At 59.6% G+C, this 13549-nt stretch carries 14 protein-coding genes; all 14 read right to left on the bottom strand.

Annotation, left to right across the window (positions count from 1 at the left end; genetic code table 11):
* Window positions 1-87: 87 nt before the first annotated feature.
* Window positions 88-1455 carry a bifunctional UDP-N-acetylglucosamine diphosphorylase/glucosamine-1-phosphate N-acetyltransferase GlmU gene (gene glmU, locus H618_RS0115250; RefSeq protein WP_028695894.1) on the bottom strand — a complete coding sequence of 456 codons (1368 nt, stop codon included), beginning with the start codon at window positions 1453-1455 and terminating at the stop codon, window positions 88-90.
* A gap of 111 nt (window positions 1456-1566) precedes the next feature.
* Window positions 1567-1992, bottom strand: coding sequence for a F0F1 ATP synthase subunit epsilon (locus tag H618_RS0115245; protein WP_028695893.1), 426 nt, complete (start codon window positions 1990-1992; stop codon window positions 1567-1569).
* 44 nt (window positions 1993-2036) lie between these two features.
* The gene (gene atpD / locus H618_RS0115240) at window positions 2037-3413 is read right to left on the bottom strand and encodes a F0F1 ATP synthase subunit beta (protein ID WP_028695892.1); all 1377 of its coding nucleotides are present in this window, start codon (window positions 3411-3413) and stop codon (window positions 2037-2039) included.
* A gap of 27 nt (window positions 3414-3440) precedes the next feature.
* Complete coding sequence (gene atpG / locus H618_RS0115235; protein WP_028695891.1) at window positions 3441-4301, bottom strand: F0F1 ATP synthase subunit gamma; 861 nt, start codon at window positions 4299-4301, stop codon at window positions 3441-3443.
* 49 nt (window positions 4302-4350) lie between these two features.
* Entirely contained in the window at window positions 4351-5895 is a 1545-nt protein-coding gene (gene atpA, locus H618_RS0115230) for a F0F1 ATP synthase subunit alpha (RefSeq protein ID WP_028695890.1), read from the bottom strand.
* Between the two features lie 21 nt (window positions 5896-5916).
* A complete protein-coding gene (locus H618_RS0115225; protein WP_028695889.1) occupies window positions 5917-6453 on the bottom strand; it encodes a F0F1 ATP synthase subunit delta in 537 nt (178 codons plus the stop codon).
* A 12-nt stretch (window positions 6454-6465) separates the two neighbouring features.
* Window positions 6466-6936: a F0F1 ATP synthase subunit B gene (locus tag H618_RS0115220; protein WP_028695888.1), complete on the bottom strand. Its 471-nt coding sequence runs from the start codon at window positions 6934-6936 to the stop codon at window positions 6466-6468.
* A 58-nt stretch (window positions 6937-6994) separates the two neighbouring features.
* Window positions 6995-7252 (bottom strand): F0F1 ATP synthase subunit C, encoded by a 258-nt coding sequence (atpE, locus tag H618_RS0115215; RefSeq protein ID WP_028695887.1) that lies wholly within the window; start codon window positions 7250-7252, stop codon window positions 6995-6997.
* Window positions 7253-7395: 143 nt separating this feature from the next.
* Window positions 7396-8265: a F0F1 ATP synthase subunit A gene (gene atpB, locus H618_RS0115210; protein WP_028695886.1), complete on the bottom strand. Its 870-nt coding sequence runs from the start codon at window positions 8263-8265 to the stop codon at window positions 7396-7398.
* A 16-nt stretch (window positions 8266-8281) separates the two neighbouring features.
* Entirely contained in the window at window positions 8282-8689 is a 408-nt protein-coding gene (locus H618_RS0115205; RefSeq protein ID WP_028695885.1) for a F0F1 ATP synthase subunit I, read from the bottom strand.
* Window positions 8690-8837: 148 nt separating this feature from the next.
* Window positions 8838-9710: a ParB/RepB/Spo0J family partition protein gene (locus H618_RS0115200; RefSeq protein WP_028695884.1), complete on the bottom strand. Its 873-nt coding sequence runs from the start codon at window positions 9708-9710 to the stop codon at window positions 8838-8840.
* Window positions 9711-9719: 9 nt separating this feature from the next.
* Window positions 9720-10511, bottom strand: a complete 792-nt coding sequence (locus H618_RS0115195) for a ParA family protein (RefSeq protein ID WP_028695883.1) — start codon at window positions 10509-10511, stop codon at window positions 9720-9722.
* Between the two features lie 18 nt (window positions 10512-10529).
* Window positions 10530-11180, bottom strand: coding sequence for a 16S rRNA (guanine(527)-N(7))-methyltransferase RsmG (gene rsmG / locus H618_RS0115190; RefSeq protein WP_028695882.1), 651 nt, complete (start codon window positions 11178-11180; stop codon window positions 10530-10532).
* Window positions 11177-13069, bottom strand: a complete 1893-nt coding sequence (gene mnmG / locus H618_RS0115185; RefSeq protein ID WP_028695881.1) for a tRNA uridine-5-carboxymethylaminomethyl(34) synthesis enzyme MnmG — start codon at window positions 13067-13069, stop codon at window positions 11177-11179. Before mnmG ends, rsmG begins: the two co-directional genes overlap by 4 nt.
* Between the last annotated feature and the right edge of the window lie 480 nt (window positions 13070-13549).

Genomic DNA, 13549 nt, shown 5'->3' with positions numbered 1-13549 from the left:
CTCTCTGACGGGCTGTGGATAACCTCGCTGCTTGACGCGGGGCGATCGGGTGAATGACCGCGTGCAAGTTATCCACAACCGTGCGGATCAGTCTTTCTTGATCTTCTGCGGACGCTTCCAGCCATCGATATTGCGCTGCCGCGCGCGACCGACCGCCAACTGAGCAGCTTCGACATTCTGGGTAATGATCGAACCTGCTGCGGTGGTGGCGCCATCACCGAGCTGCACAGGGGCAACCAGCGCGCTGTTGGAGCCGATGAACACGTCTTCGCCCATGACCGTGCGGAACTTGTTGGCACCGTCGTAGTTGCAGGTGATGGTGCCGGCGCCGATGTTGCTGCGCGCGCCGATCTCGGCGTCGCCCAGGTAACTCAGGTGGCCAGCCTTGGCGCCCTCGCCCAGACGAGCATTCTTCAGCTCGACGAAGTTACCCACATGGGCCTTGGCCTCGAGCACGCTGCCAGGCCGCAGACGGGCGAACGGGCCGACATCGCTGCCCTCCCCCAGCACTGCGCCATCCAGGTGGCTGTTGGCTTTTACCACCGCGCCGCGGCGCAGGGTGGAATCCTTGATCACGCAGTTCGGGCCGATCTGCACGTCGTCCTCGATCACCACTTTGCCTTCGAGAATCACGTTGATGTCGATCGTGATGTCGCGACCGACGGTGACTTCACCGCGCACGTCGACCCGGAATGGATCGCGCAGGGTCACGCCCTGGGCCATCAGCCGATTGGCCTGGCACTGCTGATAGTGGCCTTCGAGCTCGGCCAGCTGGCGGCGGTCGTTGGCGCCTTGCACCTGCATGGGGTCGTCGGGCTGCTCCGTGGCGATGCTCAGGCCATCGGCCACGGCCATGGCAATGACGTCGGTGAGGTAGTACTCGCCTTGCGCGTTGTTGTTCGACAGGCGCGCCATCCAGTCCGCCAGACGCTTGGCCGGCAGGGCGAGGATGCCGGTGTTGCCTTCCTTGATGGCCTTCTGCGCCTCGTCGGCATCTTTCTGCTCGACGATGGCGGTGACCTGGCCCTGAGCATCGCGAACGATCCGGCCATAGCCGGTTGGGTCGTTGAGGGTGACGGTGAGCAGGCCCAGTTGCTGTTCATTGGCTTTGCTCAACAGGCGTTTCAAGGTCTCGACTTCGATCAACGGAACATCGCCATACAGCACCAGCACGGTATCGGCGGTGATGGCCGGCAAGGCCTGGGCAACGGCGTGGCCGGTGCCGAGCTGTTTGTCCTGCATGACGAAATTCAGGTCATCGGCAGCCAGGCGTTCGCGCACCTGGTCGGCGCCGTGGCCGATGACCACGTGGATGCCATTGGGCTGCAACTGTCGGGCGCTGTGGATAACGTGACCCAGCATGGGTTTGTCGGCCACTGGGTGCAGTACCTTGGGCAGCGCCGAGCGCATGCGAGTACCTTGGCCAGCGGCGAGAATGACGATATCGAGAGACATGGGGGCTACCACTCCAGGAGGGCCGGGAAGCGACCGGGGGATGGGTGACGAAAACAAAAAAGGGTAGCCGATGGCTACCCTTTTTCTCAATCTGCGTGAAGCGTAGCGGGATTAACCGCCGAACTTCTTGCGGATCTGCTGGACGGTGCGCAGCTGAGCTGCAGCCTCGGCCAGACGCGCAGACGCGGCGCTATAGTCGAAGTCCGCACCTTTTTCATTCAGCGCCTGCTCGGCAGCCGCGAGGGCTTGCTGAGCCGAAGCTTCGTCCAGGTCTGCAGCACGTTGCACGGTATCGGCAAGCACCTTGACCATGTTCGGCTGCACTTCGAGGAAACCACCGGAGATGTAGAACACCTCACGGTCGCCGCCCTGCTTGGTCAGCGTGATCGGACCCGGCTTCAGATTGGTGATCAGCGGCGCGTGGCCCGGGGCGATACCAAGATCACCCAGGTTCCCGTGCGCAACCACCATCTCGACCAGACCGGAGAAAATCTCTCCTTCCGCGCTGACGATATCGCAATGGACTGTCATAGCCATCTGCTTGCCTCAACCTGATTAGCGCCCCTTGCGGGGCGCCGGGATTACAGTTTCTTGGCTTTCTCAACTGCTTCTTCGATGCCGCCGACCATGTAGAACGCTTGTTCTGGCAGGTGGTCGTAGTCACCTTTGAGGATGCCGCTGAAGCCAGCGATGGTGTCTTTCAGGGAAACGTATTTGCCTGGTGCACCGGTGAAGACTTCGGCCACGAAGAACGGCTGCGACAGGAAGCGCTGGATCTTACGAGCGCGCGATACCAGTTGCTTGTCGGCTTCGGACAGTTCGTCCATACCCAGAATGGCAATGATGTCCTTCAGCTCTTTGTAGCGCTGCAGCACATACTGAACGCCACGAGCGGTCTCGTAGTGTTCGTTGCCGATCACGTTCGGGTCCAGCTGGCGCGAAGTCGAGTCCAGTGGATCGACCGCTGGGTAGATACCCAGGGAGGCGATGTCACGGGACAGAACGACGGTGGCGTCCAAGTGGGCGAAGGTGGTCGCAGGCGACGGGTCGGTCAAGTCGTCCGCCGGTACGTAGACCGCCTGGATCGAGGTGATCGAACCTTGCTTGGTGGAGGTGATGCGCTCTTGCAGAACGCCCATCTCTTCGGCCAGGGTCGGCTGGTAACCTACTGCAGAAGGCATACGGCCCAGCAGTGCGGATACTTCGGTACCGGCCAAGGTGTAGCGGTAGATGTTGTCGACGAACAGCAGAACGTCGTTACCTTCGTCACGGAACTTCTCGGCCATGGTCAGGCCGGTCAGTGCAACGCGCAGACGGTTTCCTGGCGGCTCGTTCATCTGGCCGTAGACCAGAGCAACCTTGTCCAGAACGTTCGAGTCCTTCATCTCGTGGTAGAAGTCGTTACCCTCACGAGTACGCTCACCCACACCGGCGAACACGGAATAACCGCTGTGCTCGATGGCGATGTTACGGATCAGTTCCATCATGTTGACGGTCTTGCCGACACCGGCACCACCGAACAGACCGACTTTACCGCCTTTGGCGAACGGGCAGACCAGGTCGATAACCTTGATGCCGGTTTCCAGCAGATCGTTGCCGCCTGCCTGTTCAGCGAAGGAAGGCGCGGCACGGTGAATGCCCCAGCGCTCTTCTTCACCGATCGGGCCGGCTTCGTCGATTGGGTTGCCCAGGACGTCCATGATGCGGCCCAGGGTGGCCTTGCCGACTGGCACGGAGATGGCTGCACCGGTATCGGTGACGTCCAGACCGCGTTTCAGACCTTCGGTGGAGCCCATCGCAATGGTACGAACCACACCGTCGCCCAGCTGTTGCTGAACTTCGAGAGTGGTTTCCGCGCCTTGTACTTTCAGCGCGTTGTAAACACTCGGCACGACGTCACGTGGGAATTCCACGTCGATGACGGCGCCGATGATTTGAACGATACGTCCGCTACTCATAGCTGGATCCTCTGAATATGTGAACCGTTAAACCGCGGCAGCGCCGCCGACGATTTCCGAGATCTCCTGGGTGATCGCAGCCTGACGCGCCTTGTTGTAGATCAGCTGGAGTTCGCTGATCAGGTCACCGGCGTTGTCTGTGGCGTTCTTCATGGCGATCATCCGGGCTGCTTGTTCAGCAGCGTTGTTCTCGACCACCGCCTGGTAGACCTGCGATTCCACGTAGCGCACCATCAGGCCGTCCAGCAGCTCTTTGGCATCGGGTTCGTAGAGGTAGTCCCAGTGGTGCTTGAGTTCCTGATCCGGGGTTGCAACCAACGGTACCAACTGCTCGACCGTGGGTTTTTGCGTCATGGTATTGATGAACTTGTTCGACACCACGCTGAGACGGTCGATACGGCCATCGAGGTAGGCATCGAGCATCACCTTGACGGAGCCGATCAGATCATTGATCGATGGCGCCTCGCCCAGGTGGCTGATTGCAGCTACCACGTTGCCGCCAAAGCTGCGGAAGAATGCCGCACCTTTGCTGCCGATCACGCACAGGTCGATTTCAACGCCCTGTTCGCGGTTGTCGTTCATGTCCTTGACCAAGGCCTTGAACAGGTTGGTATTCAGGCCACCGCACAGACCACGGTCACTGCTCACCACGATATAACCGGCGCGCTTCACAGGGCGCTCGATCATGAACGGGTGGCGGTATTCCGGGTTGGCGTTGGCCAGATGACCGATCACCTGGCGGATACGCTCCGCATAAGGACGGCTAGCAGCCATGCGCATTTGAGCCTTGCGCATCTTGCTGACCGCCACTTTTTCCATGGCGCTGGTAATTTTTTGCGTGCTTTTGATGCTCGCAATCTTACTGCGAATCTCTTTTGCGCCTGCCATGTATCACCTATCAGGTTAGCAAGCGGGGGCACGAAGCCCCCGCTGCGGCTTACCAGGTCTGGGTGGCCTTGAACTTCTCGATACCGGCTTTGAGGCCAGCGTCGATTTCGTCGTTGAAGTCGCCCTTGACGTTGATCTTGGCCATCAAATCGGCGTGATCGCGGTTGAAGAAGCCGATCAGCGCTTGCTCGAAGCTGCCGATCTTGGCGATTTCGACGTCGGTCAGGAAGCCACGCTCAGCGGCGTACAGCGACAGCGCCATGTCCGCGATGGACATCGGAGCGTACTGCTTCTGCTTCATCAGCTCGGTAACGCGCTGACCATGCTCGAGCTGCTTGCGGGTCGCTTCGTCCAGGTCAGAGGCGAACTGGGCGAATGCCGCCAGCTCACGGTACTGAGCCAGAGCGGTACGGATACCACCGGACAGCTTCTTGATGATCTTGGTCTGAGCGGCACCACCAACACGCGATACCGATACACCGGCGTTCACTGCAGGACGGATGCCCGAGTTGAACATGGCCGATTCCAGGAAGATCTGACCGTCGGTGATCGAGATCACGTTGGTCGGAACGAACGCGGAAACGTCGCCAGCCTGGGTTTCGATGATCGGCAGAGCGGTCAGCGAGCCAGTCTTGCCGGTTACGGCGCCATTGGTGAACTTCTCGACGTACTCTTCGGAAACGCGCGATGCACGCTCCAGCAGACGGGAGTGGAGATAGAACACGTCGCCTGGGTACGCTTCACGTCCTGGCGGACGGCGCAGCAGCAGGGAGATCTGACGGTAGGCAACGGCCTGCTTGGACAGGTCATCGTAAACGATCAGAGCGTCTTCACCGCGGTCACGGAAGTACTCGCCCATGGTGCAGCCGGAGTACGGCGCGAGGAATTGCAGTGCGGCGGATTCCGAGGCGCTGGCAGCAACGATGATGGTGTTGGCCAGGGCACCGTTCTCTTCCAGCTTGCGCACGACGTTGGCGATGGTCGACTGCTTCTGGCCAACGGCCACGTAGACGCAGAAGATGCCGCTGTCTTTCTGGTTGATGATCGCGTCGATCGCCAGAGCGGTCTTACCGATCTGACGGTCACCGATGATCAGCTCGCGCTGGCCACGGCCGACCGGGATCATGGCATCGACAGCCTTGTAGCCAGTCTGTACAGGCTGGTCTACCGACTTACGCCAGATCACGCCTGGAGCGACTTTCTCGACAGCGTCGGTTTCGGTGGTGGCCAGTGGGCCCTTACCGTCAACCGGGTTGCCCAAGGCGTCGACGACGCGGCCCAGCAGGCCTTTGCCGACCGGCACTTCGAGAATGCGACCGGTGCACTTGGCGCTCATGCCTTCGGCCAGGGTGGTGTATGCACCCAGGATCACCGCACCTACGGAGTCTTGCTCCAGGTTCAGTGCCATACCGTAGACACCGCCCGGGAACTCGATCATTTCGCCGTACATGACGTCGGCGAGACCGTGGATGCGAACGATACCGTCGGAAACGCTGACGACGGTGCCTTCGTTGCGGGCTTGGGAGCTGACATCGAGTTTCTCGATGCGGCCCTTGATGATTTCACTAATTTCGGAAGGATTGAGTTGCTGCATTGCTCTGCTGCCCCTTCAAACTCAAGATTTCAAAGCTTCGGCCAGTTTCGCGATCTTGCCGCGAACGGAGCCATCGATTACCAGGTCGCCTGCGCGGATGACGACGCCGCCGATCAGGCTGGCATCCTCCGACGCGTGCAGGCGAACTTCCTGGCCTAGCCGTGCACTGAGAACCTTGGCGAGTTTGTCTTGCTGTTCTTGGTCCAACGCAAAAGCACTGGTGACTTCCACGTCCACGGATTTTTCTTGTTCGGCCTTGTACAGGTCGAACAGCGACGAAATCTCCGGCAACAGCAGGAGACGGTCGTTTTCCGCGGCAACACGGATGAAATTCTGTGCTGATGCATCGAACTTGTCACCGCACACGTCAATGAACGTGGCGGCCTTTTCTGCGCTCGTCAGTCGCGGGGCCTTGAGCAGGCGCTGCATGGTGTCGTCTTCCGACACCGCAGCAGCCAGGCCGAGCATGGCTGACCAATTGGCCAGTTGCTGATGGGCCTGGGCGTGCTCAAAGGCAGCCTTAGCGTAAGGTCGGGCCAACGTGGTCAGTTCTGCCATGATCGCCCTCGCTTAAATTTCAGCGGCCAGTTTATTAACCAGCTCCGCATGCGCGTTTTGATCGATTGTGGCGCCAAGGATCTTTTCAGCACCGCCAACGGCCAGGGCACCCACTTGGGCACGCAGGGCGTCTTTGACGCTGTTCAGTTCCTGTTCGATCTCGGCCTGAGCCTGAGCCTTCACGCGGTCAGCTTCGACACGAGCCTGTTCACGGGCCTCGTCTACAAGCTGAGCAGCACGTTTCTTGCTTTGCTCAATGATTTCAGCCGCCTGTGCTTTTGCTTCGCGCAGTTGCTGACCCGCTTTTTCTTGGGCCAGCTCCAGGTCACGTGCAGCGCGGTTGGCAGCGTCCAGGCCATCAGCGATCTTCTTTTGACGCTCTTGCAGAGCAGTGATGACCGGAGGCCATACGTACTTCATGCAGAAGACGACAAAAATGAAGAAGGCAACGGATTGGCCAATCAGGGTTGCATTAATATTCACGCCAACACCTCGCTCGGTCTTCGTTCATCACAGCCGTACACTCGTTGAAAACGAGTGATTAGCCGACGATCTGACCAACGAAGGGGTTTGCGAAGGTGAAGAACAGAGCGATACCAACGCCGATCATGGTTACGGCGTCGAGCAGGCCCGCAACGATGAACATCTTGACCTGCAGCATCGGAACCATTTCTGGTTGACGAGCAGCGCCTTCCAGGAATTTGCCGCCCAGCAGGCCGAAACCAATGGCGGTGCCCAGAGCGCCCAGACCGATCAGCAGAGCAACAGCGATAGCGGTAAGACCAACTACAGTTTCCATCTTTCCTCCCGACTTTTACGTCGTATTGGTTAGGTTTTTAGTTTGAAGCGGTAAAACAGGATCGTTTGGTACAACTGCCCTTGCGGACGTTTTAAGCCCTCCCCCAACCGCGCGGGGAAGGCTATCAGACACGCCAGGCGGTCTTAATGGTTATCTTCGTGAGCCATCGACAGGTAGACGATGGTCAGCATCATGAAGATGAAAGCTTGCAGGGTGATGATCAGGATGTGGAACACAGCCCACGCCCACTGCAGCACCACACCCAGGCCGCTCAGCCAGAGCAGGCCGGAACCGAACATGACCGCGATCAGGATAAACACCAGTTCGCCGGCGTACATGTTGCCGAACAGTCGCAGCGCCAGCGAGATCGGCTTGGCGATCAGGGTGACGAACTCGAGCAGGAAGTTGACCGGAATCAGCAGGATCTGCACGAAGATGTTCTTGCTACCGAACGGGTGCAGGGTCAGCTCGCCGATGAAGCCGCCGAAGCCCTTGACCTTGATGCTGTAGAAGATGATCAGCGCGAAGACACAGAAGGCCATGGCCAGCGTGGCGTTCGGGTCGGTGGTCGACACGGCGCGGAACGGAATGTGCGGATCGCCGGAAATCCAGATGGCGGCCTGCGGAATCCAGTCCACCGGAATCAGGTCGATGGCGTTCATCAGGAACACCCAGACGAAGATGGTCAGCGCCAGCGGTGCGATGACCGGGCTGCGGCCGTGGAAGGAGTCCTTCACGCTACCGTGGACGAAGTCCACCATCACTTCGACGAAGTTCTGCAGACCGCCTGGCTGGCCGGAAGTCGCCTTCTTGGCTGCCATGCGGAAGATGAACAGGAAGATCAGACCCAGAGCGACCGACCAGCCGAGGGTATCGACGTGGAAGGCCCAGAAGCCCATTTCCTTGGCTTGCGCAGCCGAATGGGCAAAGCCCCAGCTGCCGTCTGGTAGTTGACCGTAGGTCAGGTTCTGCAAGTGGTGCTGGATATAGCCCGAAGCGGTTTCTGCTGCCATGGTTGCCTCAAACGCCCTAAGGTCTCGAAAGTCTTTTATTCATGAGCAGGGGTGCGAACCAACTGACCAACAGGGTCAGTACGAAGACGCCGAATACAGCCAGCGGCGCCAGGGGTTTCACTCCTGCAAAGGTCAGTGCGAACAGCACTGCCGTCAAAATCATCTTGCCTGCTTCGCCCGCATAGAACGACTTGACGATGGCCTGCGCTGCCCGGGCTCCGCTGAAGCGAAACGCTTTCCAGGCGAAATACACATTCGGCAGCCAGGCGATCAGCCCCCCACAGAGACCTGAATAACCGCTGACCGCGCCCTGCCACACAAACAACACCAGAGTCGCCAGCAAGAAAACGATGCATTGAGCCAGCAGTACCGGAAAAACCGCCCAGCGATGGAAAGGCAGGCGGTTTGGCGTGCGGATTTCCATCACAACTGCTCCTCGAAAGTCGACCGTCAAGTCAGCAACGACTTGGCATAATTTGTGCCGACAAAATGCGCGCAGAGTATAGGGGTGGATTAACCCCTATTCAACTATTGGTAGTGATTTCCGATTGCACGCTACAACGGCAATTGTTTCAGCGAATGTGGGCAAGTACACCCTGCAACTCGTCCAGCGAGTTGTAGCGAATGACCAGTTGGCCTTTGCCCTTGTTGCCATGACGAATCTGGACCGCAGAGCCCAAACGCTCTGCCAGTCGCTGTTCAAGGCGGGTAATGTCCGGATCAGCCGGACTGGGTTCGACCGGTTCAGTTGGCCCGTTCAGCCACTGGCGAACCAGTGCCTCGGTCTGGCGCACGGTCAGCCCACGTGCGACAACATGACGCGCCCCTTCCACCTGCCGAGCTTCTTCCAGGCCGAGCAGTGCACGGGCATGACCCATTTCCAGATCGCCATGGGCGAGCATGGTCTTGATCGCCTCGGGCAACGAGATCAGCCGCAGCAGGTTCGCCACGGTCACCCGTGACTTGCCAACCGCATCGGCCACTTGCTGCTGGGTCAGCTCGAATTCCTGCTGCAAACGTTGCAGCGCCAGCGCTTCTTCCAGCGGATTGAGGTCTTCGCGCTGAATGTTCTCGATCAACGCCATGGCGATGGCGACTTCGTCGGCCACCTCACGAACCATGGCCGGCACCGTATCCAGGCCAGCCAGCTGGGTCGCGCGCCAGCGCCTTTCACCGGCGATGATCTCGTAACGCTGCTCGCCGATCGGTCGCACCACGATGGGCTGCATCACGCCATGGCTGCGGATCGATTGCGCCAGCTCTTCCAGCGCCTGCTGATCCATGTCGCGCCGCGGCTGGTACTTACCGCGCTGAACATGTTCGACAGGCAGGTGTTGCAGTTCCTTGCGGTCGATCTTGACCGCCTGCTCTTCGAGCGCGCTGACGGTCGGACCACTGAGCAGTGCATCCAACCCACGTCCGAGACCTCGTTTCTTAACGGCCATGCGGATTCCTCAAGTTGCCTGTGCAGTGCGTGATGGACGGCGTTGACGACGCACCAGCTCGCCGGCCAACGCCAGGTAGGCCTGGGCGCCGCGCGACTGTTTGTCGTATGCCAGGGCCGGCATGCCGTAACTGGGCGCTTCGGCGAGGCGGATGTTGCGAGGGATCACCGTGTCGTACAACTGATCGCCAAAGTGTTCCTTGAGCTGCGCCGAGACTTCGTTGTTCAGGCTCAGGCGCGGATCGAACATGGTGCGCAGCAAGCCTTCGATGCGCAGCTCCGGGTTGAGCCGGGCGGCGATGCGCTTGATGTTGTCGACCAGATCGCTCAAGCCCTCGAGCGCGTAGTACTCGCACTGCATGGGAATGATCACGCCATCGGAGGCGACCAGGGCGTTGAGGGTCAGCATCGACAGCGAGGGTGGGCAGTCGATGAGGATGAAGTCGTAGCTGTCGCGGATCGGCGCCAGGGCGTTGCGCAGGCGGCTCTCCTTCATCTGCATTTCCAGCAGCACCACTTCGGCGGCGGTGAGGTCACGGTTGGCCGGCAGCAGCTGGAACTCGCCATGCTCGGAGTAATGGATTGCCTGGGCCAGGTCGCACTCCCCGATCAGCAGGTCATAGACCGAGTGCTCGAGCTCGTGCTTGTCGACGCCACTGCCCATGGTCGCGTTGCCCTGCGGATCGAGGTCGATCAGCAGCACACGACGCTTGGTCGCAGCCAGCGACGCGGCGAGATTGATACAGGTGGTGGTCTTGCCGACACCACCTTTCTGGTTCGCGATTGCGAATACCTTAGCCATTGTTGCGCGTGTTCCCCGTCAAGCCTTGCGGCGCAGTATCAGTAGATGGCGCTGGCCCTGGCAACCGGGGACGGTCAAGGCCTGTTCGCTTTCCACTGTGAAGTCTGGCGGCAATGCTACCAGTTCATCGGCAGGATGCAGCCCCTTCATTGCAAGCCATTGCGTGGACGCGTCACCGAGGTGGCGGGTCCAGTTGGTGAAATTCTCCATGCTGCTGAAAGCCCGCGAGACGATTCCAGCGAATGGCTGCGCAGGCTGGAAGGCTTCCACCCGGCTGTGGATAACCTCGAGGTTGTCGAGCTTGAGCTCCATTTTCACCTGGGTCAGGAAGCGGGTCTTCTTGCCGTTGCTGTCGAGCACGGTGACCTGCTTGTGCGGATGCAGGATCGCCAACGGAATTCCCGGCATGCCACCGCCACTGCCGACATCCAGCCAGCGTTGACGATCGCTGTGGATAAACGGCATCACGCTGAGGCTGTCGAGCAGATGCCGCGAGACCATTTCGTCCGGATCACGCACGGCGGTCAGGTTGTAGGCCTTGTTCCACTTGATCAGCAAACCCAGATAACCCAGCAGCGACTGCTGCTGCTGTTCGCTCAGGCTCACGCCCAGCGCGCGTGCGCCTGTGGACAACTCTTCGGCATGTTGCGCAGTGACCATGACGCTCAAACGCTTCGCTCCAGTTCACGGCCAGCGCCGCGTTTTTTCAGATGAATCAGCAACAGGGAAATCGCCGCCGGGGTAACGCCCGGAATACGCGACGCCTGCCCCAAGGTTTCAGGACGGGTCTGACCGAGCTTGCCTTGAATCTCCTTGGACAGGCCGGAGATGCCCTGGTAGTCGATATCCACAGGCAAGCGAGTGTCTTCACTGGCGCGCAGACGGGCGATCTCATCCTGCTGGCGGTCGATGTAACCGGCGTACTTGGTCTTGATTTCCACTTGCTCGGCAACCTGCGCCGGCACCGGCTCACCGCCGGTGACCTCGATTAGCCCGGCGTAATCCACCTCAGGCCTGGTCAGCAAGTTGAGCAGGCTGTACTCGTGGCTCAACGGTGTGCCGAAGTGCGCCGAGATCGCCTCACCCTCAGGGGTATTGGGCCGGACCCAGGTGCTTTTCAGACGCTGCTCTTCACGCTCGATACCCTCGCGCTTGGCGCAGAAGGCCGCCCAGCGGGTGTCGTCGATCAAGCCCAGTTCGCGGCCTTTTTCGGTCAGACGCAGGTCGGCGTTGTCTTCGCGCAGGATCAACCGGTACTCGGCCCGCGAGGTGAACATGCGGTACGGCTCCTGGGTGCCGAGGGTGATGAGGTCATCGACCAGCACGCCGATGTAGGCCTCGTCACGCCGCGGGCACCAGCTGTCGCGACCTTGCGCACGCAGTGCGGCGTTGGTCCCGGCCAGCAGGCCCTGCGCGCCGGCTTCTTCGTAGCCGGTGGTGCCGTTGATCTGGCCGGCGAAGAACAGGCCATCGATGACCTTGGTTTCCAGGCTGTATTTCAGATCACGCGGGTCGAAGTAGTCGTACTCAATGGCATAGCCAGGACGCACGATGTGGGCGTTTTCCATGCCACGAATCGAGCGCACCACCTGCAATTGCACATCGAACGGCAGCGATGTGGAGATGCCGTTGGGATAAAGCTCGTGGGTGGTCAGGCCTTCCGGCTCGATGAACACCTGGTGGCTTTCCTTGTCGGCGAAGCGGTGGATCTTGTCTTCGATCGAGGGGCAATAGCGCGGACCGATGCCTTCGATCATGCCCGAGTACATCGGTGAACGATCGAGGTTGGCAGCGATGATTTCGTGGGTACGCGCGTTAGTGTGGGTGATCCAGCAGCTGACCTGGCGTGGATGCATCTGCGCATTGCCCATGAACGACATCACCGGAATCGGCGTATCGCCCGGCTGCTCGCTCATCACCGAGAAATCCACCGAACGTCCATCGATGCGCGGCGGGGTGCCGGTCTTCAGCCGGCCGACCCGCAGCGGCAACTCGCGCAGGCGTTTGGCCAAGGCCATGGCGGGCGGATCACCTGCACGGCCACCGGAATAGTTCTGCATGCCGATGTGGATAAGTCCGCCCAGGAAGGTGCCGGTGGTCAGGACAACAGCATCGGCGAAGAAGCGCAGACCCATTTGCGTGACTACGCCTTTGGCCTGGCCCTGCTCGACGATCAGGTCGTCACAGGACTGCTGGAATATCCACAGGTTGGGCTGGTTTTCCAGGATTTCACGCACCACCGATTTGTAGATGGCGCGGTCGGCCTGGGCGCGGGTTGCCCGTACGGCCGGCCCTTTGCGGTTGTTCAGAACGCGAAACTGTATGCCGCTCATATCGGTAGCCAGCGCCATGGCGCCGCCGAGTGCATCGATCTCTTTGACCAGATGACTTTTGCCGATGCCACCGATGGCTGGGTTGCAGCTCATGTGACCGAGGGTTTCCACGTTGTGGGTCAACAGCAGGGTTTTCACACCCATGCGTGCCGACGCAAGCGCAGCCTCGGTACCGGCATGGCCGCCGCCGATGACGATCACTTCAAAACGGGAAGGGAAATCCACCACGCACCTCGTGCCTGTTTTTGCGAATAAAGAAGGTAAGCCGACAAGTATAGGGAATTCCCGACCTGCAAAGAAACCTTTTGAGCAAAATTTGACCAGCCTGTGGATGAGTGGCGGTAATAGAAATTAACGAGAAGAGATTTAAAAAAGCTTTATTTTTATTACTACTCTTATGCACAGACCTTTCTGTGGATAAAGCTCTACATCCCTTGATTGGTAAGGTGTACAGCGTTTCAAAACCCTGTTATTGAGTGGCCCTGAGCCCTTGGGACAAGCGTGTTTAGCCTGTGCACAAGTCGCTTGTTTACCCACAGGGCGATTCGTCCCCAATAAAAAAGCCCAGTTATCAACTGAGCTGAAGGGCGGTTTTCCACAGGGCTTAGGTGTCGCGAATGCGCACAGAGGATCGTCCGCGGGCGGTGTCTTGAGCTGCAAGAAGCGGTGCGTCAGTGTTAAGGAACGGCTAAGTGTGGAAAACAT

It is taken from the genome of Pseudomonas cremoricolorata DSM 17059 = NBRC 16634 (genome assembly GCF_000425745.1).
GTDB lineage: Bacteria > Pseudomonadota > Gammaproteobacteria > Pseudomonadales > Pseudomonadaceae > Aquipseudomonas > Aquipseudomonas cremoricolorata.
The sequence above is the reverse complement of the archived record's forward strand: the minus strand, read 5'-3'. Positions and strand labels throughout refer to the sequence as shown.